The sequence below is a fragment of the Aminobacterium colombiense DSM 12261 genome, from assembly GCF_000025885.1.
Classification (GTDB): domain Bacteria; phylum Synergistota; class Synergistia; order Synergistales; family Aminobacteriaceae; genus Aminobacterium; species Aminobacterium colombiense.
This window is the reverse complement of record NC_014011.1, coordinates 1,138,108-1,160,182: the sequence shown is the minus strand read 5'-3', so window position 1 is coordinate 1,160,182 and position 22,075 is coordinate 1,138,108. Positions and strand designations below refer to the sequence as shown.

Annotated in this window: 31 protein-coding genes; all 31 read left to right on the top strand. The window is 44.3% G+C overall.

The window, feature by feature from the left end:
• Positions 1–351 precede the first annotated feature (351 nt).
• Positions 352–627, top strand: coding sequence for a hypothetical protein (locus AMICO_RS05800; protein WP_013048526.1), 276 nt, complete (start codon positions 352–354; stop codon positions 625–627).
• Entirely contained in the window at positions 617–841 is a 225-nt protein-coding gene (locus AMICO_RS05795) for a hypothetical protein (protein ID WP_013048525.1), read from the top strand. Before AMICO_RS05800 ends, AMICO_RS05795 begins: the two co-directional genes overlap by 11 nt.
• A 2-nt stretch (positions 842–843) precedes the next feature.
• The gene (locus tag AMICO_RS05790; protein WP_013048524.1) at positions 844–1,044 is read left to right on the top strand and encodes a hypothetical protein; all 201 of its coding nucleotides are present in this window, start codon (positions 844–846) and stop codon (positions 1,042–1,044) included.
• Entirely contained in the window at positions 1,041–1,196 is a 156-nt protein-coding gene (locus tag AMICO_RS10175) for a hypothetical protein (protein WP_169302810.1), read from the top strand. The genes AMICO_RS05790 and AMICO_RS10175 overlap by 4 nt, the downstream gene beginning before the upstream one ends.
• Positions 1,193–1,966, top strand: coding sequence for a phage antirepressor (locus AMICO_RS05785; protein ID WP_013048522.1), 774 nt, complete (start codon positions 1,193–1,195; stop codon positions 1,964–1,966). Before AMICO_RS10175 ends, AMICO_RS05785 begins: the two co-directional genes overlap by 4 nt.
• A gap of 103 nt (positions 1,967–2,069) precedes the next feature.
• A complete protein-coding gene (locus AMICO_RS10170) occupies positions 2,070–2,213 on the top strand; it encodes a hypothetical protein (protein WP_013048521.1) in 144 nt (47 codons plus the stop codon).
• A 10-nt stretch (positions 2,214–2,223) separates the two neighbouring features.
• Entirely contained in the window at positions 2,224–2,583 is a 360-nt protein-coding gene (locus tag AMICO_RS05780; RefSeq protein ID WP_013048520.1) for a DUF4406 domain-containing protein, read from the top strand.
• Positions 2,584–2,672: 89 nt separating this feature from the next.
• Positions 2,673–3,110: a dUTP diphosphatase gene (dut, locus tag AMICO_RS05775; RefSeq protein ID WP_013048519.1), complete on the top strand. Its 438-nt coding sequence runs from the start codon at positions 2,673–2,675 to the stop codon at positions 3,108–3,110.
• Between the two features lie 29 nt (positions 3,111–3,139).
• Positions 3,140–4,009 carry a helix-turn-helix domain-containing protein gene (locus AMICO_RS09940; protein ID WP_013048518.1) on the top strand — a complete coding sequence of 290 codons (870 nt, stop codon included), beginning with the start codon at positions 3,140–3,142 and terminating at the stop codon, positions 4,007–4,009.
• Positions 4,006–4,938: an ATP-binding protein gene (locus AMICO_RS05765; protein ID WP_013048517.1), complete on the top strand. Its 933-nt coding sequence runs from the start codon at positions 4,006–4,008 to the stop codon at positions 4,936–4,938. Before AMICO_RS09940 ends, AMICO_RS05765 begins: the two co-directional genes overlap by 4 nt.
• Positions 4,931–5,149 (top strand): response regulator transcription factor, encoded by a 219-nt coding sequence (locus AMICO_RS05760; RefSeq protein ID WP_041459355.1) that lies wholly within the window; start codon positions 4,931–4,933, stop codon positions 5,147–5,149. The genes AMICO_RS05765 and AMICO_RS05760 overlap by 8 nt, the downstream gene beginning before the upstream one ends.
• 5 nt (positions 5,150–5,154) lie before the next feature.
• Positions 5,155–5,346, top strand: a complete 192-nt coding sequence (locus tag AMICO_RS05755) for a Lar family restriction alleviation protein (protein ID WP_013048516.1) — start codon at positions 5,155–5,157, stop codon at positions 5,344–5,346.
• Between the two features lie 257 nt (positions 5,347–5,603).
• Positions 5,604–6,032: a hypothetical protein gene (locus AMICO_RS05750; RefSeq protein ID WP_169302809.1), complete on the top strand. Its 429-nt coding sequence runs from the start codon at positions 5,604–5,606 to the stop codon at positions 6,030–6,032.
• A gap of 539 nt (positions 6,033–6,571) precedes the next feature.
• Positions 6,572–7,219 (top strand): tyrosine-type recombinase/integrase, encoded by a 648-nt coding sequence (locus tag AMICO_RS05735; RefSeq protein ID WP_169302808.1) that lies wholly within the window; start codon positions 6,572–6,574, stop codon positions 7,217–7,219.
• Positions 7,220–7,577: 358 nt separating this feature from the next.
• Positions 7,578–8,102: a hypothetical protein gene (locus tag AMICO_RS05730; RefSeq protein WP_013048511.1), complete on the top strand. Its 525-nt coding sequence runs from the start codon at positions 7,578–7,580 to the stop codon at positions 8,100–8,102.
• Between the two features lie 43 nt (positions 8,103–8,145).
• A complete protein-coding gene (locus AMICO_RS05725) occupies positions 8,146–9,960 on the top strand; it encodes a terminase gpA endonuclease subunit (protein WP_169302807.1) in 1,815 nt (604 codons plus the stop codon).
• 18 nt (positions 9,961–9,978) lie between these two features.
• Positions 9,979–10,167, top strand: a complete 189-nt coding sequence (locus AMICO_RS05720; protein ID WP_013048509.1) for a DUF6148 family protein — start codon at positions 9,979–9,981, stop codon at positions 10,165–10,167.
• Entirely contained in the window at positions 10,161–11,645 is a 1,485-nt protein-coding gene (locus AMICO_RS05715; protein WP_013048508.1) for a phage portal protein, read from the top strand. Before AMICO_RS05720 ends, AMICO_RS05715 begins: the two co-directional genes overlap by 7 nt.
• The gene (locus tag AMICO_RS05710; RefSeq protein ID WP_013048507.1) at positions 11,626–13,551 is read left to right on the top strand and encodes a prohead protease/major capsid protein fusion protein; all 1,926 of its coding nucleotides are present in this window, start codon (positions 11,626–11,628) and stop codon (positions 13,549–13,551) included. The genes AMICO_RS05715 and AMICO_RS05710 overlap by 20 nt, the downstream gene beginning before the upstream one ends.
• Positions 13,552–13,566: 15 nt before the next feature.
• A complete protein-coding gene (locus AMICO_RS05705) occupies positions 13,567–13,902 on the top strand; it encodes a DUF2190 family protein (protein ID WP_013048506.1) in 336 nt (111 codons plus the stop codon).
• A gap of 3 nt (positions 13,903–13,905) precedes the next feature.
• The gene (locus AMICO_RS05700) at positions 13,906–14,232 is read left to right on the top strand and encodes a hypothetical protein (RefSeq protein WP_013048505.1); all 327 of its coding nucleotides are present in this window, start codon (positions 13,906–13,908) and stop codon (positions 14,230–14,232) included.
• The gene (locus AMICO_RS05695; protein WP_013048504.1) at positions 14,229–14,783 is read left to right on the top strand and encodes a phage tail protein; all 555 of its coding nucleotides are present in this window, start codon (positions 14,229–14,231) and stop codon (positions 14,781–14,783) included. The genes AMICO_RS05700 and AMICO_RS05695 overlap by 4 nt, the downstream gene beginning before the upstream one ends.
• Complete coding sequence (locus tag AMICO_RS05690; protein ID WP_013048503.1) at positions 14,784–15,227, top strand: hypothetical protein; 444 nt, start codon at positions 14,784–14,786, stop codon at positions 15,225–15,227.
• On the top strand, positions 15,228–15,512 hold the full coding sequence (locus AMICO_RS05685; protein WP_013048502.1) for a hypothetical protein: 285 nt from the start codon (positions 15,228–15,230) through the stop codon (positions 15,510–15,512).
• Positions 15,502–16,950, top strand: a complete 1,449-nt coding sequence (locus AMICO_RS05680) for a phage tail sheath family protein (RefSeq protein WP_013048501.1) — start codon at positions 15,502–15,504, stop codon at positions 16,948–16,950. Before AMICO_RS05685 ends, AMICO_RS05680 begins: the two co-directional genes overlap by 11 nt.
• Positions 16,951–16,962: 12 nt before the next feature.
• The gene (locus tag AMICO_RS05675) at positions 16,963–17,487 is read left to right on the top strand and encodes a phage major tail tube protein (RefSeq protein WP_013048500.1); all 525 of its coding nucleotides are present in this window, start codon (positions 16,963–16,965) and stop codon (positions 17,485–17,487) included.
• Between the two features lie 13 nt (positions 17,488–17,500).
• Complete coding sequence (locus AMICO_RS05670; RefSeq protein WP_013048499.1) at positions 17,501–17,782, top strand: phage tail assembly protein; 282 nt, start codon at positions 17,501–17,503, stop codon at positions 17,780–17,782.
• Positions 17,783–17,932: 150 nt separating this feature from the next.
• Positions 17,933–20,365, top strand: coding sequence for a phage tail tape measure protein (locus tag AMICO_RS09935; protein WP_013048498.1), 2,433 nt, complete (start codon positions 17,933–17,935; stop codon positions 20,363–20,365).
• On the top strand, positions 20,358–20,576 hold the full coding sequence (locus AMICO_RS05660) for a tail protein X (protein ID WP_013048497.1): 219 nt from the start codon (positions 20,358–20,360) through the stop codon (positions 20,574–20,576). Before AMICO_RS09935 ends, AMICO_RS05660 begins: the two co-directional genes overlap by 8 nt.
• Positions 20,573–21,586, top strand: coding sequence for a phage late control D family protein (locus AMICO_RS05655; RefSeq protein ID WP_013048496.1), 1,014 nt, complete (start codon positions 20,573–20,575; stop codon positions 21,584–21,586). The genes AMICO_RS05660 and AMICO_RS05655 overlap by 4 nt, the downstream gene beginning before the upstream one ends.
• Positions 21,586–22,038: a phage baseplate assembly protein V gene (locus AMICO_RS05650; RefSeq protein ID WP_013048495.1), complete on the top strand. Its 453-nt coding sequence runs from the start codon at positions 21,586–21,588 to the stop codon at positions 22,036–22,038. Before AMICO_RS05655 ends, AMICO_RS05650 begins: the two co-directional genes overlap by 1 nt.
• Positions 22,039–22,075 lie beyond the last annotated feature (37 nt).

The following is a 22,075-nucleotide window of genomic DNA, read 5'->3' as shown; positions in this document are numbered from 1 at the left end:
GTGACACCCCGGAAGAGGTAACAGTAATATTTCAAGACCTTTTAGCAAATGGAGAAGCAAACTCAGAGAAAGGTATTCAGTTTATAAACGCTATATGCGCTCTCGGGAAGTACATTGAGATTCTTTCAAGAATAAAAGTAAAGCGGGCAGAAAATATTTAACACTTTTTGTTTTTTGAGCGACATCAGCACACTGATATAGGTAGGCACCTTGACAATTCGGAGGCCGAACCGTTTCAGGCCTGCAATAGAGAGACGGCATACCGAGCGGAAGGGGAGTAGCGCGAGTTCGCCATGAGGCCCCTACGATCGCCAAGATGGTGTGCGATAAGAGAAGGGAGGGGGTTGTGGCGTGGGCATAGATGAGCACATAAAAAAGCTTGTACAGGTCGAAGTGCAGAAGGCTGTCAGCGCGGCTGTTTCAAAACTACAGCCGGAGCCTCCAACTGAAAAAATAGAACCAACCTGGCTTACTGCAAAAGACTTTTGTGCGTATTACGGGGTTGCGCGTTCCACCTTGCAACGTATGAAAGAACAAGATCGCGTTGATGTTTTGTATGGCGGAGGGCGCATGGTGCGTTACAGATGGAAAACAAAATTTGGGAGGGCAGAAGAAAATGTTTCTTAAACATTCAACAAGAAAGTTTTTTGAACTGCTCGCTAAGTCTGGAGTAGTCAGCGGTCCATATTATTTCAAGGGAATCTGGTTCGCGAAAAGGGAGGCATCCAGTCTTCTCAGCGCCATTTGCGGGGCTGATGAGCGGAAAAGGCTCAGCGCAAGATATCAAGATATATCAATCAGAGACGTTCAAAAACTTTCAGCTTTCGTGGAAGAGGCATAGCAATGGTTGAGGTGGTGTGGCTTTCGAAAGAAAGAAATTTGACAGATTTAAGCGATGCCATAGAGCTTCAACGAGCTCACGTTGACCATGCTTCCAGGAACCACAAGAGATTCAATGACCTTGAAAGCAAACGGAGAATCAGGAAGGAGATCCTCCACCTGATTTACCTCGAAGCCAAGGCGGTGAAGGTGTGTCAGGCATGAAGCTAGAAGTCAATGAAGCCGTCGTTAGATTGTTAAATTATCGAGGCCAAAAACTTAAGGGGGTAATTTTACAACGAACCGAAGAGAACGCCAGGGCAAGAGCAGCCATATCAGAAGCTTGCGCAATACTCCGTAAGGAGGTGAGTGGATGAAGGGGCTACAGATCTTTGAGTTCGAGAATCAAGATGTGCGGGTGCGCATTGATGAGGCGGGGAATCCGTGGTGGGTTGCCAGGGACGTATGTGATGTGTTGGGATACAGCAATGCAAGGGACGCTGTAAACAATCACGTCAGAATTAAACATAGAGATGCTGTCGCAATTCCCGACGCCATGGGACGAAATCAACTTACCTCGGTTATATCTGAGCCAGGTCTTTATTCCCTGGTATTACGTTCAAAGCTTCCTTCGGCCGTAAGGTTTCAAGACTGGGTTACAGAAGAAGTTCTTCCCGCCATACGCAAGCATAGCGCCTACCTAACTCCACAAAAAATAGAAGAAGTTTTATGCAACCCTGACACGATTATCCGGTTGGCGACTGACCTTAAAAAAGAACGTGAGCAACGGTTGCGACTTGCTTCGAAGGTGAGGGAAGATGCTCCAAAAGTGATCTTTGCTGAGAGTGTTTCGGCGTCACATACGTCAATTCTTGTAGGAGATCTAGCTAAATTATTACGTCAAAACGGCATTCAGATGGGGCAGAACAGGTTGTTTGATTGGCTGAGACGCAGAGGCTATCTCATAAAGTCCGGAAGCAGCAGAAACATGCCTACCCAACGGGCCATGGAGCTGGGGCTGTTTGAGATCAAAGAGCGAACCATTAATAATCCTGATGGGAGCGTGAGAATTACCAGAACGCCAAAGGTAACCGGGAAGGGGCAAATATACTTTGCAAATATATTTCTGAACGAGGTGTCGGCATGAGAAACTTGCAAATAAATAGACCCGACCTTTCGGTCGGGCATCGCGAAGCTCAAGGCTGGGAGCAGCAACTCCCGGCCTCATTTTAGCATAAGGAAGTGACGATATGAGGCCAGGCATAAAAAAGCTTGTTCTATTACTCGCTTTTATAGCAGGTGTTTTCACGTGCCTTGTAAGAGAAGGTGTGTTTGAGCAGAAAACAAAGCTTCCCCAGATAGGGGAAATAAAACAACAACAATGGTTAGGGTAAAGGTGATCACATGAAAAAAATTTATATAGCTCATCCACTGCGAGGTAAAAACGCTGATATAGAAACTGTTTTTGAGAACAACATCACTGTAGACACCATATGCCAGAACCTCTCTGCGATTGTAGAAAACAAAGATATTCTGATTCTTTCTCCAGTCCACGCCTTTAGTTTTGTTTCAGCCGTTGGAGATCAAAAATGGGTTTTAGGCCAGTGTCGCAAGATGCTGTCTTTGGCAGATGAGATTTGGGTATTCGGCGACTGGGAAAACTCCGAAGGCTGCAAAATTGAGATAGAACATGCTAAGAAGTTGAATATCCCCATTATCTTTCATGGCAGCGAAACAAAGGATTTGTACGAATGCCTAGCGTAGAATATGAAATTTTCGCTGCCGTAGGGAAATATAAAGACAAAACTGGCCAAACTTTTCTTGAGATGCGTAAAGCCTGAGGAGGTTTAACTATGGACAATCTTAGAATCGTTGTTGAGGACGAACTTTTTATACCAAAAAGAAAAAATACCGGCGACGCTGGTGCAGACATTAAAAGTGCTGTAGATGTTGTTATTCAACCCGGGGAAGCTTGCAACATTCCGGCAGGCTTTAAGATCGCCATTCCGTATCAATATGGAGGTTTTATTTTTCCCAGGAGCGGTTTGGCCTATAAGCACGGAATACGCCTCTGTAACGGAGTAGGCGTTATAGATCACCAGTATCGTGGGGAAGTAATGCTTCCTCTTCGGAACGATGGTATGAAACCCTTTGCCATACAGCGTGGAGATCGGCTAGCTCAGCTTGTTATTCTCAAAGTGAAACTGCCCGGCTTTGTAGTTGTAGATGCACTGGATGAAACCGAGCGTGGAGAGGGCGGTTTTGGCAGTACAGGGGTGAGGGGCGAGTAAGGAAACATGCAAAAGAAGAGGTGAAGAAAGTGGCAGATCAAACACTGCTGAATGATGGCCGTGATTTTTGGTGGGCTTGTGTAGATATTTGCGTTATTCAAGATAAAAACCTTTCCCCTGTTGACAAGACAGTTTACGCGGTTCTTTGCACCTTTGCCTCTGTAAATGGCAGGAAGTGCTTTCCGAAAGTGGCCACTATAGCAGAAAATGCGGGGTGCTCGATTCGTGCAGTACAAGAGAGCCTGAAAACTCTTGAGGCGAAAGGGTATTTAGAACGTAACGCTCGATATAAAGAGAAGCAGCAGTTGTCTTCGGAATATGTCATTATCGGTCATAGAAGGGGTGCACCACATGCAGGGGTGCAGGAGGTGCACCAGGGGGGTGCACCAAACGTAGTACCGGAACTAGAACCATATGAACTATATACTTCTCTTTCAGAGAAGGAAGAAAAGCCCTCTGACGAGGATCTTCCGTCACAGGAAAACAACGAAATAGCAGAGCAGGAAAATACAGAATTCGTTGATATTGACGATGTTCCACAGGTGATGCGCCCGTCCGTGGAATATTTCTTGCTCAAAACGGGCAGAAAGGGAATCACTTCAGGAGAGCTTTTCGCAGTCAAAACCCTCGAAAAAATCCATGTCCCCGCGCGGGTGAACCAAGAGATTGGGAAGGCTGTTGCCAGGTACGAGAAAAAGAAAAGGCTGCTGAGCACTCTCACTCTTGAATATATCTACGAGAGTTTGAAATACCAGACTTCGGGGAAAAGCAAATCAAAGGCACGAAAAACACAAGTCAAAGATCCCTACGAAGAGCAACGGGCAGCGGATCTCAAAGAGTGGGAAAAACAGCAACAGGCAGCTCTTATTGAAAAATATGGAGGTGAGCCTGAGCCATGACGGAAGCGGCAAGGAGTATCGATGTTCTTTTGTCAGCGTACCAGCCCCACGCCTTAGAGCAGTCGCGAGAAAGAGCCCTTGATTACGTTCGCCGCCTTCTCAATGACCCATTTTTAAAACAGTCAGATTTATACGGCTCAACAGTTGATTTTCTAGCTGCGATGGAGCAAGAGGGCTACTGCGCAAATTGTCCTGGCCTTGGCGCATGCAAATACCGCGGGCTGCGCTGGGCTGTTTCGGGGGAAAGTCTCTTCGGCCGGCAGGTTTTGGTGGCAGGGATTGGAAACTGCAGCGATCGTGAGAAACATGAGCTGCAGAAAAAGACAGAGCAGCTGATTAAGACGAGCAAGATTCCAGATGCCATGGAGCGCTGCAGTTTCGAGACATTCCAGACTGTTGGCGATCCTGTGATCAGAACGGCAAAGGGCCTAGCCATGGCGTGCGTGGAAGATGGAAGCTCTCTTATTTTAGGCGGGGGAACAGGAGTAGGGAAGACACACCTGGCCATTGCAATGATTCAAGAGCTTACCGCCAAGGGAAAAAGCGCTGTTTTTGTGCCAGTGGTTGAAATTCTAGACGAAATTCGAGCGGGGTTTGACGAAGGAACGGCGTACAAGATTCAGCAGGCCGTAAAAGATGCCGATTGTGTGGCCATCGATGATTTAGGGGCACAACGAAAAGATAAAAGCTGGGTAGACGAGCGACTTTTTTCCCTCATCGACGCTCGATACAGGTCTGGAAAGCAAACGATTATTACTACAAATGCATGTTCAATGTCGCAGCTGAAAGAAATGTTAGGAGAACACGGTACGAGAATCGTTTCCAGGCTTACAGAGATGGCGCAGCCCCTGTTTATCAAGGCACGGGATTTCAGAACGCGTAAAAACGTTCAGCAGAAGCTGCCTGTAGGAAGAAATCGCAATGCGTAGACGTGATCCCCTTTTTGAGCTCACACCACGCGAGAAAGAAATATTTTTTCTCATCACAAAACAAGGGCTGTTGTATGTAGACATAGCTACAATGTTGGGCATTTCGTATAAAACAGTGAAACATCATGCCTGTCAGATTCTAGTAAAACTTGAGATCACGTCTCGGTTTGAGCTGGCGGTCTGGGCGTGGCGAAATGGAATAGTGAGGTGAGAACGATGAGTGACCACAAACCCTGCCCGTTCTGCGGGGGGGAGGCAAAAATTTGCAAACAAAAAATATCTCTGAGCAAAGTGGAAGAGTACTGTGTTTTTAATGTCTACTGTATGGCTTGTAAGGCCAGAATTAAGGCTGCCAAAGAATACGATATAGCATGGAGTCTCTGGGATAGGAGGGCTGGAAATGGCTAAGGTTTTAATCATCATGCTAAAGTCATGGGCAAGTTTAAGTATTGCTTACACTGTCATTGGAACTATTTATGATCATAAGGCAACATTTTCCTAGGCATGAAGCTTGCAAGTGTTTTAACGCCTATCTTTGCCGCTTTGTGGGCTCTAGTCAGCTAAAAAATAAATCAAATACAAACCAGAGGAGGGCCAATATGAACGAAGTAGATAAACTCGCAGCTATAGTAGAGCTACTCGTCAGCTACCATCCGTCAGGTTTAATGATTCTCCTGGGCGAACGGCCCCCTCTGAGCGCCCAGCAATGGGCGAGCCTAGTCCAGTCAATCCAGGCTGTGCCAGATATAGAAAGAGTCGATGCGAGCGTTAACATCGATGGGTTCTTCAACCAGGTAGCGGTTGGAGATTCAATCATTTCGTTTATAGAAAAACTAGGGTCGTGGGATGTCGTTGTCGAGGCAGTTCAGTCTTTTCGAAGAATTTTCCCGTCAGATTGGAATCTATTTGTTGAGCATATCCGCTTTGTATCAAACCCTCTAGCTTCAAGGCTTCACGATAGCATGTTGTGTCGTATTGCAAGTAAATACGGAGTTGATGCAAAAACTGTGACGCGTCGTCGCAAATTGGTGCCTGTAACGATAGCCCGCGAAGCGATAGGAGGTTTCCAGATAGCGTTGTTTGGAGATTTTTAATACAAAGTACACCTTTCTCGTATTATGGGGGGTTGCAGGAATAGGATTAATAGATTTGATCAATATCCCATCGTTACACCTTTTGTTTGGGGTGTCTTTGTATGCCTCAGTAAGCTGTTCGGTGCGTACGTGCTGGAAAATAATTAACTATTCCCACAACCTACTCATAGCAAAATACAAAGTAAAGAAGATGATGGAGGAAAAGAAAAAACAAAAACTCTAATAATTCCTTGAACTCAAAGTCCCTGATAATCCGTTGATATTCCCTTGATGTTCCGCTGATAATCTTTTAAACACTGTTAAAATGGTAGTATGGAAATAAATACGGAAGGCCCTGGCAGAAACTGTCGGGGCCTTTTTTATTGAGAGGTGAGCCTGATGTTCGCCATATGGGGAATACCTGAACACAAACGCGTAAGGATTGGAGTTTCGAACGCGCGTATTTCCTCTATCCCCTTTGGTGCTGAGATTATTGCCCTTGTAGAGCCTTGCGATGTGCGATTGATGAGGCGGTGGTGTGAACGAAGGGCGAAACGAAGGTGGTCAATAGAAAAAATAAGGCAGGCGTGTGGTGGGCGATGAACACAGTTCAACCGCTTAAAGATCGAAAACAAATCAAAGCGATGCTCAAATATCTTCATAAGAAAAATTTTAGAGATTACGGTTGGGTTTTTATGGGAATACACGTTGGGTTGCGGATAACGGATCTTCTAAAACTAAAAGTGAAAGATGTTCTTGTTGAAAAGCCTGGGGGCAGAAGGCAGATTCGAACACACATAAACATAAAAGAAAACAAGACAAGAAAAACCCGTCTCATAAAGATAAATAATCCCGTCAGAGATTTTTTAAGAGAATATCTAACACCTTTTAAAGAAGCTGAGATGGAATATCCTCTTTTTATTTCACGCAAGAGAAACAAAGATGGAAGTCTTAGAAGCATCACCAGGCAAACAGCGTACGCAATTCTTAAAGAGGCAAAAGAGGCCTGCGGAATAGAAGAATCAGTAGGAACACACACTATACGTAAAACATGGGGATACTGGGCTTATAAAACTACAAAAGATATAGCTGCCATACAAGAGATATATGGCCACAACTCAGCAAAGGACACGCTTCGCTACATTTGCGTTGATCAAGTCCAGAAGGATTTTATCTATGAAAGTGTTACCTTCCAGGGAATTAAATAAGCGATATAAATAAGTTTTTTAATAAACGCAAAATTAAGGCATTTATAACTGGCAACAAAGCCTGTGTTCATGCGGCTCGAAGTTGTAGTTGGCGAATGTTACAGAACATAAGTTATGTCAGATTCATATAAGAGGACTTCTGAAACTTTAAGGCCTTCGTAAAGCCCGTTGTTGAGCAGGTTTAGGGGGTTTTGGGTCCTTCCTGGAGAAAAAGACTAAGGCGGGTAACCGACCGCGATGATTCCCTTGGTAAAATTATGAAAAAGGGGTTAAATGTAAAACAACGATAACTTAATCATTAAATATTTTTAGGGTCATTAAACTAAAGTTTACAGTTGGGTGGAGGTGTACAAATAAAATGCCAAAAGCCAACATTAAGGTTCTTAATGATGATGAAATCTTGCTTTCGACAAAACGCTGTTCGGCCTTTTTTGGCGTTTCACCAAAAACCCTGCTTGAATGGCGAAAGATGGGGTGTCCTCAAAGATCTAGGGGATGGTGGGATCCTGAAGCAGTGTTGCGTTGGAGGACGCAAGTAACGTCTAAAGATGGTGAAGTTGAAGAAGAGAATTGGGTCGCATTAAAAACAAAAGCAGATGCCTTATATAAACAGGCAAAGGCTTCACAAGAAGAAATTCGGCTGCAAGAGCTGAAGGGTCTTTACATGAAAAAAGAAGAAGTCTATTTGGAGTGGGCTAATAGATTAGCTGTTTGCAAGGCAAATATGTTTACATGGTCACGTACACTTGCTCCTATAGTGATTGGTCGTAGTTTGCGCGAAATAGAGAAAATAATCTACGACGAAACATATTTACTATGGGAACAATACTACCGAGAGGGGCCGTTCACACCTCGAAACGCAGAGGGTGAGAGCGTTGCCTAATTGGTCATATCAAGAATTATCAGTAGCTCGGCCCCCTGAACGAATGACGGTTTCGGAATGGGCAGACCGTTTTAGGGTTTTAGATCGCCGAATATCTGCTAAGCCAGGACCGTGGCGCACTAGCTTTACTCCATATTTGAAAGATGTTATGGATTACTGGACCAATCCAGAAATAGAAGAAATAGTGATCTGTAAAGCAGCCCAAAGCGGCGGTACTGAAGCCGCTCTAAATTGCTTAGGATATTCAATAGACCAAGATCCAAGCTCCGCACTAATCGTTTACCCTTCTCTTGAAATTGCGGAGTGGACGAGTGAAAATCGTATTCAGCCGATGGTTGAAGCCTCAGCTCGGCTGCGTGAGAAGTATTTGCATCATGAATCAGATCGCTTGGAGCTGCAGTTCCCAGGAATGTACCTCGTGTTGGCCGGCGCAAATAGTGCTGCAAGTTTGGCTAGCCGGCCAGTTAGATATCTTATCTTCGATGAAATTGATAAATACCCGCCTTTTAGCGGAAAAGAAGCAAGTCCCCTGAAGCTTGGCAAGGAGAGGACGAAATCTTTCAGTAGCAACAGAAAGATACTTTATATTTCTACTCCTACTTTGAGTAATAAGGGAATCTGGCTATACATGAGATCCAGCGATTTAATTTTGCGTTATTACGTGCCATGCCCTCATTGCGGGCACCTCCAAAAGCTTCGTTTTCCTCAAATAAAATGGCCTGAAGAACTAACGAAAACATATGACAAGCTTGGTGACAATCTTGAAGAGCGTCGGAGAATAGGTCAACAGATTAGAGACTCAGCCTGGTATGAATGTGAGCATTGCACGAAGCCTATATATGACAAAAATAAACCCGAAATGTTATTGAAAGGAAAGTGGCGCCCAGATGAAAAAGCGACTGGTCCGGTGCGAAGAGTCGCTTTTCATTGGAATTCCCTATATGCACCAATGCTTACATTTGGAGATGTCGCCGCCGAGTTCATGAGTAGTAAAAATTTATCTGAAACCCTTATGAACTTTGTCAACTCATGGCTGGCAGAACCATGGGAAGAAAAAGCAGCAGCCCTTAAAAGCGATGTTGTGTTGAAAGCTGCATGGACTCACTCCAGAGGGATTGTTCCGAAGGGGACCCTTGTTCTTACAGCTGGTGTAGACATTCAAAAAGGGCATATGTTTTACGTTGTTCGAGCATGGGGAGAACGCCTTACTTCATGGCTCGTTGATTATGGTCGGTGCGAAAATTGGCGCGAGGTAGAAGACGTTGTGGTAAACAGGCAATATAGAGCTGAAGACAGAGGAGACCCGTTTCAGGTAAAACTTGCCATGATAGATAGTGGCTACAGAACGGATGAAGTTTATGACTTTTGTGCGATATTTTCCGATGTGTGCAAGCCGGTAAAGGGATCTTCCAAGCCACTTCGAGCTCCTTATTCTGTTTCAACCATAGATAAAGATGAATTCGGTGGCTTAAAGCTTTGGATAGCAGATGGAGATTACTACAAGAGTCTGATTCATGGGAGGTTGCGAAAAGAGCCTGGTAGCTATGGATCTTGGATGATCTTTAAAAACTGTCCTCGCGAATATGCTGATCAGATTTGTGCTGAGCGTAAAATTACGCTCTATGACCAGAGAACGAAACGAACCCGGGAGGTGTGGGAGCCTATTTCTCAACACGCACAAAACCACTTTTTAGATGCTGAAGTTTATGCTGCCGTTGCAGCAGATGTGTTGGGTGTTCGTTATTTATCAGCAGAGGAAAGGGAGGGTTTTCTCGAGTTCTCGCACTACGAGCAAGAAAGCAATAGACAACCCGACGAATGGATCCCGCGAACCGAGGGGGGATGGTTACGAGTTTAAGTAGAAAGGAGGGCGTCCATGACGTATGAAGAGGAGCTTGCTCTTTATGAAGCCGCTTTGCGCGCGATACTGGCAGGGCAAGAGTACCAAATAGGAACTATGCGGCTTAAAAGGGCAAATATTGATTATGTGCAGAATAGAATTGACTACTTACGCCAGCAAGTTGCGATGCAGTCTACAGGGTCAAGGACATACGTGTCATGGTAAGAAAGGCTGAAGAAATAAAACCTAATTTAGTAGATCGCGTTATATCGTGGTTTAGCCCTGAAAAGGCATATTATCGTATGGCCTATAGACATGCTGAACAAGAGATGCGCAACTACAATGCAGCAAGGCGAGATCGTTTCGGCAGTGGCTGGGAACCAGTAAACCAAAAGCCAGAAGAAACAGATGCAGCTTTTCGAGACCGAATAAAGGCAAGGGCAAGAGATCTTGAACGCAATAGCGAAATTGGGAATAGTGTGTTGCTTGCTCTTGAGCGGAACGTGATAGGACAGGGGATACGCCCCCAAGCCCGAATAAAAAACGAAGATGGTTCAGACAATGAAGATCTGAATAAGCGCCTTGAAGATCTTTGGGAAGAATGGGCTTATAAATGTGAGGTTACAGGACAAAACACATTTTACGAATTACAAAACATGGCACTTAGGCGCATGATCGTAGACGGCGACACGTTGGCCTTAAATGTTTATGATACGAGCGATTTCCCGTTTAAATTGCAGATGCTTGAATCTGATGCTCTCGACACCTTCCACTCTTATGCAAAAAACAAACGTGTCTTTTCTGGGGTAGAAGTTAACGCTCAGTACAAGCCCTTAGCCTATTGGATCTATGAAGACGAGCTTTCCCTGCCTTTAAGAGGACGAAACTTTACTTCTAAGCGTATTCCGGCTGATCGTATTTTACACTTGTTCATTAAGAAACGCCCTCAGCAGGTCAGAGGCATGTCGTATTTTGCGCCGATTATGGGACGTGTACGCGATATGGATGAATATCTCGATGCTGAGCTTATGGCTAGTCGAATAGCGGCATGTTTCGCAGCTTTTATTAAAACAAAAGCTCCTGGGGATCGGATAGGCAGACAGTCAAAAACAGTTGATGGAAAGCGCAGAGAAACTTTAGAGCCTGGAATTATGGAATATCTGCTTCCCGGCGAAGACGTTTCTTTTTCTGATCCGCCACGACCAAACACAAAAGCAAATGAATTTATTCAGATGCAACTGCGCCTTTCCGGTGCGGGGGTCGGTCAGTCATACGAGATGATCTCGCGCGATGTATCGCAGGTGAATTATTCCAGTGCCCGGCAAGCGCACCTTGAAGATAGACAAGGCTTTAGGGTCTTACAGCAATTTATAAAAGATCATTTCTGTAGGCCGATATGGCCAGAATTTGTAACCGCTTGTGTATTAGCTGGCAAGGTACGTATTCCTGATTATTTTTCGAACATGAGCCGATACACAAAGTCTGTATGGATTACCCCAGGCTGGCAGTGGGTAGACCCTCTAAAAGAGGCCGCAGGAACTCAGAAAGAGCTTGATATGGGTATCACATCGTTATCTGAAATATGTGCAGCCAGAGGTAAGGATTGGCAAGAAATACTTGACCAGATATGCCGTGAGCAGGAATACGTAGAAAAAATAGGGTTAAAAAAGGAGGGTGGCTCGGTTGCCAAAATTAGCAAATAGACAAGAAAAAGAACGGTTAAAAGAAACTTCGTTGTATAGAGAATGTTTAATCGAAGAAAGCAACATTGATGAGAGCTCTCGGACGGTAGAACTCTCATTTTCGTCTGAGGCAATAGTGATTAGAAAGGGATGGTTTTCTTCATGGCGTGAAGTGTTGGGACATGATGAAGACAATGTTGACTTAACACGCATAAACGAAATGGGGGTGTTGTTGTGGAATCATAGGAGCGACGTTCCTATAGGTGCAATAGAGTCTGCGTGGCATGATAAAAATGACCGCAAGTGCAGAGCCAAGGTTTGCTTTGATGATGACGAGGAAAGTGAAAAAATTTTTAGGAAGGTCGTAAACAATACCCTTAAAGGTGTTTCTGTCGGTTACCGTGTAACAAATTGGGAAATAGTTGATGAAGGTGGAACAAGCACATGTGGCCGATTCACAGGGCCTTGCGAGATAGCGAGAAAGTGGGAACCGCTCGAAATCAGCATAGTGTCTGTTCCAGCAGATGCAACTGTTGGTGTAGGTAGAAGTTTAGATGAGGAGGGGGATAACGCAATGCCAAAGCCTAACGAGAGAGCGGATGTAGTAGAGAGAGTCTCACCAGAAGATATAGACCGCGTAACAAGAGATGAGCGTGTTCGCACTGCGGAAATATTGGCGATGGGGCAAAGATTTGAAATGGATCTCAGCGAGCATATCCGATCTGGCGATTCGGTGGAAATGGTTCGGAAGATAGTCATGGATAAGCTCGCAGAAGAAAGAAAAGCAGTAACGCCTGCCGTTGTTACCTTAGATGAAAAAGAAAAGTTCAGAGCTGCAGCACAAGATGCACTGTGCATTCGCGGTGGTGTCAAATTTGAAAGCGACCTTGCGCCAGGCGCGAAAGAGCTCAGGAGTTTTTCTTTGCGAGAGCTTGCGCGTGAGGCTCTGGCTAGGGCTGGGGAGAGCACTAAGGGCGACATGATGGAGATGATAGGCAGGGCTCTCACCACTTCTGATTTACCTGTTATTTTGGGCAATACGGCCAATTTAAGTCTTATGGAGGGCTGGGAGAACGAAGAAGAAACTTGGCCTGTCTGGGTTGATGATACTGGTGTCGTCAGCGACTTTAAGATACACACAGCGGCCCGAGTTGGTGAATTATCTGAGCTGGATGAAATTCCTGAAGGCGGGGAATACAGGTATGGCGAACGAGCTGAGACCTTCGAACAGTATCAGGTAGCAAAGTTTGGGAAGTTGTTCGCCGTTACGCGAGAAGCTATTGTAAATGACGATATCGCAGCCCTTACAGATATTCCTCGACAGATGGGGGAATCAGCACGTCGTAAACTGGGTGATATTGCATATACAGCGCTGACCAGTAATCCAAAGATGGGTGATGGAAAAACCCTCTTCCATTTAGACCATGGCAACCTTATGACAGCGGCAACTATTAGCTTTACGAATTTCGAAACCACAATTGAGGCACTTGGCCTAGCTATTGCAGCCATGAAGGGGCAAAAAGACGTTGGCGGCAAGCAGAGTCTCAACATCAGGCCGACATTTTTCATAGCACCTGTGGCTCTAGAGGCAACTGCACGGAGGTTCTTTGCCCAGGAACAATCCCCAATGACGATTACGTTAGATACTGGGGCAAGTGTAGCGATGGGGAATGGCGCAAATCCGTATGCCAAAGATTACTTTACCTTGGTGTTTGATCCGAGGCTTGATGATGCAAGCGCAAACGCATGGTATTTGGCGGCCCGTAAAGGGAAATCCGTTCGCATGTACTTTTTGAACGGTGTGAAGGCCCCATACCTAGAGCAAAGATACGGTTGGTCGGTTGATGGTACAGAGTACAAGGTACGCATAGAAGCTGGCGCGAAAGCTGTTGATTGGCGTGGCCTTGTTAAAAATCCTGGCGCGTAGATAGGGGGTGTTCTCATGAGTAAAGAGGCTACGTTTTTGCAAGCGGGAAAGGTGATAAATTGGACTAATAGTACCGAAGCTAATGTCGCGGTAGGTGAAGTTATACCTCTTACAAGTATTGTTGGGGTTGCTGTGACCAACATTCCGATTGGAGCTATCGGAGCGGTATCTTTGGAAGGCATTTACCAAATGCCAGCAGATAAAACAACAACGTTTGCTGTAGGAGACAAACTATATTGGGATGCCACTGCCGGAAATCTCACAAAAACTGATACTGCAAATGTGTATGCTGGTATATGTGTCGAGCCTAAGAACGATTCTACAGAAACTGCACTAGTAAAGCTGGGATAAACGGTGTCTGGATTTAAAGATTTTGTCCAGAGTGATTTATCTACTTTCTTCAATTCCTCAGAGTTCGCAACGTCCCATGCAATAAATGGCAAAGAAATACTTTGCGTGATTGATGAAAGCCTCATACACGAGCGCCGCCTACAGTCAAGAGCAGAAGCTGTAGACGGCGTTTTTTCTAAAGAGATAATTCTTTATGTTAAAACTGTTGACATTGAATGTGAACCCTTACGAGGAGAAGAGTTCAGGCTGGACGGATCTCTTTTTTTTGTAGAGGAAGTCGGGCATATTGGCGGTGTTTTAGAGATTACATTGGTGGCGAATGAATCATGATCGATTTAAACGCAGAAAATGTAGAGCATGCAAAAAAAGCATTAGCGGGAATTAAGGGAGGGGCCGAAAAGGCCCTTTCCCGCTCTTTGAATAAGGCAGTAAAAGGAATTAGAACGGACGCTGTTCGGTCGGCGCGAGAAGAATATGTTGCTAAGGCAAAAGATATACGGAGTACGATTCGTCTTTCAAGCTCAAAACCTAATACGTTAAGAGTTAGCGCAGTCTCAAGAGGCCAGCGGATTGACCTTTACAAGTTCAAGATCCGTAAACAGAACGCAAAACAAAAACGGCCGGTGATGGTGCAAGTTAAAAACGATGGAACCATGAAGCCTTTGTTCCGAGCTTTTGTTGCGACTATGAAAAGTGGCCATACCAGCATTTTCGAGCGTGTCGGGAAAAAGCAACTTCCAATAGTCGCCCTAACAGGTCCGGCTGCTCCGACAATGATTGGCTCAGAAGCAGTTCGTACGTCTATAGAAGAAAATGCCTTGCGACGTTTTGAAAAAGAGCTCGACCATCAAATCATCTACTTAATGGAAGGAGGCCGTTAAATGAACGATCTTGTAGATTCAATTTGTGCGTTTCTAGGTGCTGTCATTAAAAATTATTCACTTGAAACAAACCAAAAAACCACAAAGGCTCCGCAAGTCGTCGCTGGTTGGCTTCCTTCCAAAAGATCGAGCGACATCCCCGATTTCCCTTATGTCATTGTACGAGCTTCAGAAGGCAAAGACTCTGAAGAAATGGCCACTGTTACGGTAAAAATACTGGTTGGCACATATGCGGAAGATCCGAACGGATTCCGGGATGTTCTGAACATCATGGAACGAATTCGCATTGCATTTGGAGAGCAGCGTGTTTTAGAGAAAAAATATAGGATGGAATACCCTTTTTCGTGGCGGTTGTTTGATGACCAGCCATATCCTGAATGGGCTGGTGAAATTACAACAACGTGGGTTGTGCCACTTCCACAGGAAATAACCGAGGTGATGTAAATGTCAAAAAAACGAGACAAGAAAACTCTACCTGAAATTGATTCAGTTGTTTATTGCGGGCCGAACTTACCAGGAGGTAGCCTAGCTCAATTTACAGTGTTTCAAGGTGGAATACCTCCCCATGTAAAAAAAATGGTAGAAAAAACTCCAGCGATTGGAGCTCTTATTGTTCCAATCAAAGATTTGAGCAACACTCGAAAAAAAATCAATGAACAAGGGACAAAAGAAAATCTTCTATACAGACAGGCAAAAGCTCATATGAGAGGTGATGAGGATGTCGTATAAACATGGCGTTTATGTTTCTGAGATTCCAACTGCCATTGTTCCACCAGTAAGAAGCGATGCGGCTCTGCCTGTCGTTATTGGCTCAGCTCCAGTGAATTTATCTTTAGATGGCAAGGGTAAGGTAAACGAGCCGGTTCTTTGCTACTCTTATCAAGAAGCTGTGCAAGCATTAGGCTATTCTGCAAACTGGAAAGATTACACGCTCTGTGAGTTTATATATTCGCAGTTTGCCTTATACGCCGTTGGGCCAGTTGTGCTTATAAACGTGCTAGACCCAGTGACCCATAAATCTTCAGTGCCAACAGAATCTGTAACATTAAATGCAGACGGCGAAGCCATTTTGAAAAATAAAGGCGTTCTCTTGTCTTCTGTTGTTATTAAAACCGATGCCACAACAAATAAGCTTAATACGGATTACGTTTTATCATTTAATAATGAAGAAGAGTGTGTTATTTCCCGTATACCTACAGGAACAATCACCGAAGGAGCTACTCTTACAGTTGAGTACGATTATCTTGACCCTTCTGCTGTTGCTTCGACGGATATTGTTGGAGGAGTAGACATAGCGACAGGTAAAAAGAAAGGCCTTGAGCTTATTAATGAGATATTCCCTCGATTTAGATTAATACCTGGTCAGATTGTCGCTCCTGGTTGGAGCGATGATCCCGTTGTTGCAGCAGTCATGACGGCAAAGGCAAGCAATATTAACGAACACTTCAAAGCCATTGCTATAACGGATATCCCGACAGATGAGGTAACTCTATATACAGATGTTGCTGCATGGAAGAACACGAACAATTATATGGACAAGCTTCAAGTTGTATGTTGGCCAAAGCTCAAATTAGGAGACAAGACTTTCCACATGAGCACTCATGTAGCTGGTGTTATTTGCAAAACAGACGCAGATAACGAAGACATTCCGTACATGAGCCCATCTAATAAGTCTTTCCAAGCAAATAGTGTTGTTTTGGACTCTGGGGAAGAAGTTTGGCTTGGGCCAGACCAGGCAGCCTATTTAAATGGGCAAGGTGTTGTGACAGGATTAAACTTTATTGGCGGTTGGAAGTGTTGGGGAAATAGAACTGGTGTTTACCCCTCTGTAACAGATCCCAAAGATGCATTTATACCACTACGACGCATGTTTAACTGGATAGGGAATACGTTAGTTCAAACCTTTTGGCAGAAGGTGGATTATCCCATCAACAAGCGGCTAATAGAAACAATAGTCGATTCAGCGAACATCTGGTTAAACGGATTGTCTGCGCGGCAATTTATTTTGGGTGGGCGAGTAGAGTTTTTGCAAGAAGAAAACCCTACTACGGACCTCATGGACGGTATAGTGAAATTCCACGTTTACATCACACCTCCTACTCCTGCCCGTGAAATAGATTTCCTTCTTGAATATGACCCGGCATATTTACAAACACTGTTTGCTTAGGAGGTCAGATAAATGAGTAACCCAGTACCTGAAAAACTAATAAATTTTAGAGTGTATCTAGAAGGTTCAATTGATTTACTTGGCGTTGCGGATGTTGAACTACCATCGCTAGAAGCCATGACAGAGACTGTTAAGGGCGCAGGCATTGCCGGAGAGGTAGATTCACCAGTGCTCGGGCACTTTGGCTCTATGGGCGTTACCTTAAACTGGAGGACTCTTACAGAGAAAGCAACTACCCTAGCAAAACAAAGAGCGCATGCGCTAGATTTACGTGGATCTGTTCAGGTTTATAATGCTGCCTCAGGAGAATACAAAACAACACCTATAAAGTTAGCCATCAGAGGTATTCCTAAAACTATCGGTTTGGGAAAGTTTGACGTTGGAACAACTTCTGATTCTAGTGTTGAATTTGAAGTCGTATACCTTAAGCTTTGGTATGACGGGGTTCCTCGAATAGAAATCGATAAGTTTAACTATATTTGTGTAATAGATGAAGAAGACTACCTAGCTTCTGTGAGAGAAGATTTAGGTCTGTAAGGAGTGGGTGAATATGAAACATGAATTGAATAAGCCTCTTACATTTGAGGGGAAAGAATATAAAGATATCAATGTTCCCCTAGAATCCCTAACCGGTGATGATATTGTTGTGGCGGAGAGGGAGTTTGTGGCCACGGGTAATGCTGCTGGAGTTGCAGAGACATCAAAGGCTTTTCAGGCTTATGTGGCAGCAAGGGCAGCGAAGGTTCCAGTTGAGCTCATCCTTTCTCTAGGAGCTAAGGATTTTACGGCTATAACATTGCAGGTGCAGAATTTTTTGCTAATGCAGGACTAGCCAAGAACGCCAGCAACCAGATCCGCGATATTGTAACTCAACTTGCCATATCATCTTCAACTTCTATAGCATTTTGGCTCAATGTCCCCCTTCGTGAACTACCAGCATGGGCTGAATCATTAAAAAAAGCACTGCCAAGGGTGTGATAGCATGGCAAAAATTTATGAGTTAGCTTTTCAGTTAGATGGGAAGCTAAAAAGCTCGTTTAATAAGTCTATGCTGACAGCAACTGGGGCTTTGCAAAATCTTAACAAAGAGGTTTCTGTTCTTAACAAGGTTCAAGCGGAAATAGGTAACTTTAAAAAGCTTGGATCTCAGGTGACAGAAACCTCTTTGCAATTTCGTAATGCGAAGGCAGATTTAGAGCGTCTCGCACGCGAAATAAAAAACACCCAAAACCCTAGCAAGGCACTCACGCAAGATTATGAACGGGCGAAAAAAAAGGTTTCTGAATTAAGTACAAAGCTTAAAGGGCAGAAAGAAGATTTTAAGTGCTCGGCTGAATCTATGAAAGCTGCTGGAATATCTACAAAGAACTTGAGCGCAGATACCGCTAAACTAGCGGCTCAAATAGAGAAGGCTACTCGGGCACAAAAAAACCTCCAAGCCACAAGGGGAGCAATAGAAGCAAACCGTGAAAGAACATCAAAACTTCGAGGTCAGCTTTTTGACGCTACGGCAATGGCAATTGCAGTAGGAGCACCTGTGCGTGTCGCGATGAATTTTGAGGCTACCATGTCTGAGGTGGGAGGCATTATGGATGCATCCGCCCAGGAAATGCAGGCTCTTAGTGTTGAGGCTAAACGGTTAGGGCGGGATACTGTTTTTTCTGCATCTCAAGCTGGCGAGGGCATGAAATTTTTAGGCATGGCAGGATTCAAGGTAAATGAAGTATTAGCAGCCATGCCTGGTATGCTGGATTTGGCTTCTGCAGGCCAACTCGATTTAGCGCAAACTGCTGATATCGCATCAAACATATTGTCAGGATTTAGTCTTAAGGCAAAAGAAATGGGTCGAGTGGGCGATGTTTTAGCGAAAACAGCCACAACATCAAACACTAACATTATCCAACTAGGCGATGCTATGAAATACATAGCTCCAGTTGCTTCTGCTATGGGAATCTCTATGGAAGAATCTTCGGCGATGGTAGGACTGCTCGGAAACGTTGGTATTCAGGGGTCGCAAGCCGGAACAACGCTAAGATCAGCTATTGTAAAGATCGCAAAACCATCAAAAGAAGCGTCTGATGCATTGGAATCACTTGGCCTATCGACAATGGATGCTCAGGGGAATTTGCGATCACTCCCGGCTATTTTGAAAGATATTGCACAAAAAACAGAAGGGATGGGGAGTGCTCAGAGAGCTGCTTTTATAGCTACTTTATTTGGTCAGGAAGCAGTCGCTGGCATGACAGAGCTTATTAAACAATCATCGACCGGAGCCGGAGCCTTGGATGAATATATCTTGCAAATTCAAAACGCAGAAGGCGCGGCGCAAAAGATGGCAAAAACATTTACTAGCAATGCCAAGGGGGCTATAACAAAATTTAGATCTGCTATGGAGTCTATTTCAATTTCTGTTGGAAATACTCTTTTACCGACAATAGCAGCTTTGGCATCTAGAGCTGCTACTGTTGTTTCGTTTGTTTCTATGGGGGCAGAAAAATTTCCTACCCTTACTAAAGTTGTTGTGGGCCTGGTTGCGGGGCTCATGGCATTACGAATTATTACTATAGGCACTTCTTATGCTTGGTCTCTTTTGTACGGAGGTTTCTTACAGGGGAAACTAGCATTGCAGACTCTTCAAGCTCTTTTAACCTCATCTCAGGTTAAGATGAAGCTAGTTACTATTGCTACTAAAGCTTGGTCAGGCGCCCAGTGGTTATTGAATGCGGCGATGAATGCAAATCCAATAGGCTTGTTGATTATGGGTGTTACTGCGTTAGTAGCTGCTGGGGTCATCTTATATAAAAACTGGGATGTCATAGCCGCTAAGTTTGGAGCTTTTGCAAATGGTATAAGAGAAAAATGTGCAGCTCTTGTAAGTTTCATAAAATCAATCCCAGCAAAAATCCTTAGTATTTTCAACTTTGACCTATCTGAGTCTGGAAGGGCCTTGATACAGACTTTTGTCGCAGGCGTAAAGAGCGCGGCCTCAGCGCCGGTCGAAGCTGTTAAAGGGGTGCTTTCTCGTGTCCGGAAGCTTCTGCCATTTTCCGACGCTAAGGAAGGACCTTTATCTCACCTAACGGAATCTGGGCAAGCGATAATGAAAACACTAGCCCAGGGTGCCAGGTCTGTTCCTCAAAGCACCTTGAGCACCCCATTAGAAGCAACACTTGGCCGTTCATTCAGCGATAGCATGAAAGGTTTTTTAGGGGATGCGGCATCAGCACCGACAATGCGCGATGGAGGATCTCATAACAACATAACGATAAACTATTCGCCTGTCATTCGTATCTCAACGAGTGAAACGCGAGACACCCGGCAAGATGTTGAAAGAGCTGTTGCCTCTGGTAACGACGATTTACTTGAAAAGATGCGAAAGATGTTTGATAACGAGAGGAGGCTAAGTTATGTCTAAATACAAGACGGTTCAGGGTGACACATGGGACCTCATTGCCTTAAAGACATGTGGGGACGAGCATTTTATGTCAGATATTATCGAAGCTAATCCCCAACATAGAGAAACAGTTTTTTTTAGTGAGGGGGTAGATATCAAAATACCTGACGTCAGTAAAAAATACAGGTTGCCAGACTCTATGCCTCCTTGGAAAAGGAAGAGACTTTTATGAAGAGTCGACGGACAGCGGTTTCCCTATTATACGAAGGTACTGATATTAGCGCAGACATTTCTGCCTTCCTTCTCTCAATTACATATACGGACAATGCGCATGGAAAAGCTGACGATATAACAATTATCCTACAAGATAAAAAGGAGCTTTGGAGAGGAGGGTGGATGCCTCAAAAAGGAGCAACTATTAATGTATCTTTTAAGACAAAAAATTGGAGAGCCGTTGGTGATGAAAAGATACTTCCTTGCGGCTCTTTTTCTATTGATGAGATTACATTATCTGGTCCACCTGGGGTTGTTGAAATAAAAGCTATTTCAATTCCTGGGAAAAGTTCATTGCAAAATGAGAAGAAAAATCGATCATGGGAAAACATTTCTCTTTCAGGCATTGCTGGAGATATCGCTAAAAATAATAGGGTTGAGCTTTTATACGATGCAGTTGATTCTTTATATGAGAGACGCGATCAGCGAGATGAATCTGACCTAGCTTTTCTTCAGAGACTTTGCGAAGAAGCCGGATGTTTATTAAAGGTAACAGATGAGAAAGTGGTTATTTTCGAAGAGCAGGCATATGAGCAAAAAGACGCGGCTCTAGTTATTAAAAGCGAACTTAGCTATGTAGAGCGTTACTCCTTTTCATCGAGTTTAGTCGATATTTTCGCTAAATGTACTGTGAAATACTATGACTCTGTAAAGAAAGAAGAACAAACTTATACATACACCGTTCCAGATGCTGAAGAAGGCCAGACGCTGGTGATAAATAAGCGTGTCGAATCTTTAGCCGAGGCTATGGATTTGGCACAAAAAGAGCTTAGGAAAAAAAATAAAAAGCAGGCAACGAGCAGTATTACGTTAGGTGGAGATCCGCGCATTGTCGCAGGTATCAATGTTGAATTTAGTGGCTGGGGGCATTTCGACGGTAAATATTTTATTGACAAAGCAGTGCATTCATATCAACAGGGAGGCTATTTAACTGCTTTGGAAGCTCACCGGGTGTTGGAGGGGTACTAATGTTCGACTATTATCAAGCCCTCATGGATATAGAGGAACGACTAAATAATATTTTGCGTGTAGGGACGATTTCATCAGCTAATGCCGAAGAAGGCACCGTTCGAGTGCTTTTCCGTGATAAAGACAGCATGGTAAGCTACGATTTACCTGTTCTAGTGAGGCAGACCTTGCGCAATAAAGACTATTTTATACCCGATGTTGGAGAGCAAGTGTTATGCGTTTTTTTGCCCAATGGTATGGAACAAGGTTTCTGTCTAGGGGCTATGTATAACGCAAAAGACAAGCCAACGATCGGTGACCCCAATAAACGCCGCATAGATTTTGAGGATGGTACATGGATTGAGCATGATCGTAGCAGTGGAGCTACGACGGTGCATTCCACAGGAGATATCGTAATTGAGAGCGAAAGTTATATAACGCTTCAGGCACCTCGAATTGATTTAAACCCTTAAGGAGGTGAAGATGTGCCTGCTGCAACTAGGTTAGGAG

Bases quoted from the DNA above. Each gene is read 5' to 3' on its own strand.
- AMICO_RS05795 (WP_013048525.1), top strand. From the start codon at position 617: ATGTTTCTTAAACATTCAACAAGAAAGTTTTTTGAACTGCTCGCTAAG.
- AMICO_RS05790 (WP_013048524.1), top strand. From the start codon at position 844: ATGGTTGAGGTGGTGTGGCTTTCGAAAGAAAGAAATTTGACAGATTTA.
- AMICO_RS10175 (WP_169302810.1), top strand. From the start codon at position 1,041: ATGAAGCTAGAAGTCAATGAAGCCGTCGTTAGATTGTTAAATTATCGA.
- AMICO_RS05785 (WP_013048522.1), top strand. From the start codon at position 1,193: ATGAAGGGGCTACAGATCTTTGAGTTCGAGAATCAAGATGTGCGGGTG.
- AMICO_RS10170 (WP_013048521.1), top strand. From the start codon at position 2,070: ATGAGGCCAGGCATAAAAAAGCTTGTTCTATTACTCGCTTTTATAGCA.
- AMICO_RS05780 (WP_013048520.1), top strand. From the start codon at position 2,224: ATGAAAAAAATTTATATAGCTCATCCACTGCGAGGTAAAAACGCTGAT.
- dut (WP_013048519.1), top strand. From the start codon at position 2,673: ATGGACAATCTTAGAATCGTTGTTGAGGACGAACTTTTTATACCAAAA.
- AMICO_RS05765 (WP_013048517.1), top strand. From the start codon at position 4,006: ATGACGGAAGCGGCAAGGAGTATCGATGTTCTTTTGTCAGCGTACCAG.
- AMICO_RS05760 (WP_041459355.1), top strand. From the start codon at position 4,931: ATGCGTAGACGTGATCCCCTTTTTGAGCTCACACCACGCGAGAAAGAA.
- AMICO_RS05755 (WP_013048516.1), top strand. From the start codon at position 5,155: ATGAGTGACCACAAACCCTGCCCGTTCTGCGGGGGGGAGGCAAAAATT.
- AMICO_RS05750 (WP_169302809.1), top strand. From the start codon at position 5,604: ATGATTCTCCTGGGCGAACGGCCCCCTCTGAGCGCCCAGCAATGGGCG.
- AMICO_RS05730 (WP_013048511.1), top strand. From the start codon at position 7,578: ATGCCAAAAGCCAACATTAAGGTTCTTAATGATGATGAAATCTTGCTT.
- AMICO_RS05725 (WP_169302807.1), top strand. From the start codon at position 8,146: ATGACGGTTTCGGAATGGGCAGACCGTTTTAGGGTTTTAGATCGCCGA.
- AMICO_RS05720 (WP_013048509.1), top strand. From the start codon at position 9,979: ATGACGTATGAAGAGGAGCTTGCTCTTTATGAAGCCGCTTTGCGCGCG.
- AMICO_RS05715 (WP_013048508.1), top strand. From the start codon at position 10,161: ATGGTAAGAAAGGCTGAAGAAATAAAACCTAATTTAGTAGATCGCGTT.
- AMICO_RS05705 (WP_013048506.1), top strand. From the start codon at position 13,567: ATGAGTAAAGAGGCTACGTTTTTGCAAGCGGGAAAGGTGATAAATTGG.
- AMICO_RS05695 (WP_013048504.1), top strand. From the start codon at position 14,229: ATGATCGATTTAAACGCAGAAAATGTAGAGCATGCAAAAAAAGCATTA.
- AMICO_RS05690 (WP_013048503.1), top strand. From the start codon at position 14,784: ATGAACGATCTTGTAGATTCAATTTGTGCGTTTCTAGGTGCTGTCATT.
- AMICO_RS05685 (WP_013048502.1), top strand. From the start codon at position 15,228: ATGTCAAAAAAACGAGACAAGAAAACTCTACCTGAAATTGATTCAGTT.
- AMICO_RS05680 (WP_013048501.1), top strand. From the start codon at position 15,502: ATGTCGTATAAACATGGCGTTTATGTTTCTGAGATTCCAACTGCCATT.
- AMICO_RS05675 (WP_013048500.1), top strand. From the start codon at position 16,963: ATGAGTAACCCAGTACCTGAAAAACTAATAAATTTTAGAGTGTATCTA.
- AMICO_RS05670 (WP_013048499.1), top strand. From the start codon at position 17,501: ATGAAACATGAATTGAATAAGCCTCTTACATTTGAGGGGAAAGAATAT.
- AMICO_RS09935 (WP_013048498.1), top strand. From the start codon at position 17,933: ATGGCAAAAATTTATGAGTTAGCTTTTCAGTTAGATGGGAAGCTAAAA.
- AMICO_RS05660 (WP_013048497.1), top strand. From the start codon at position 20,358: ATGTCTAAATACAAGACGGTTCAGGGTGACACATGGGACCTCATTGCC.
- AMICO_RS05655 (WP_013048496.1), top strand. From the start codon at position 20,573: ATGAAGAGTCGACGGACAGCGGTTTCCCTATTATACGAAGGTACTGAT.
- AMICO_RS05650 (WP_013048495.1), top strand. From the start codon at position 21,586: ATGTTCGACTATTATCAAGCCCTCATGGATATAGAGGAACGACTAAAT.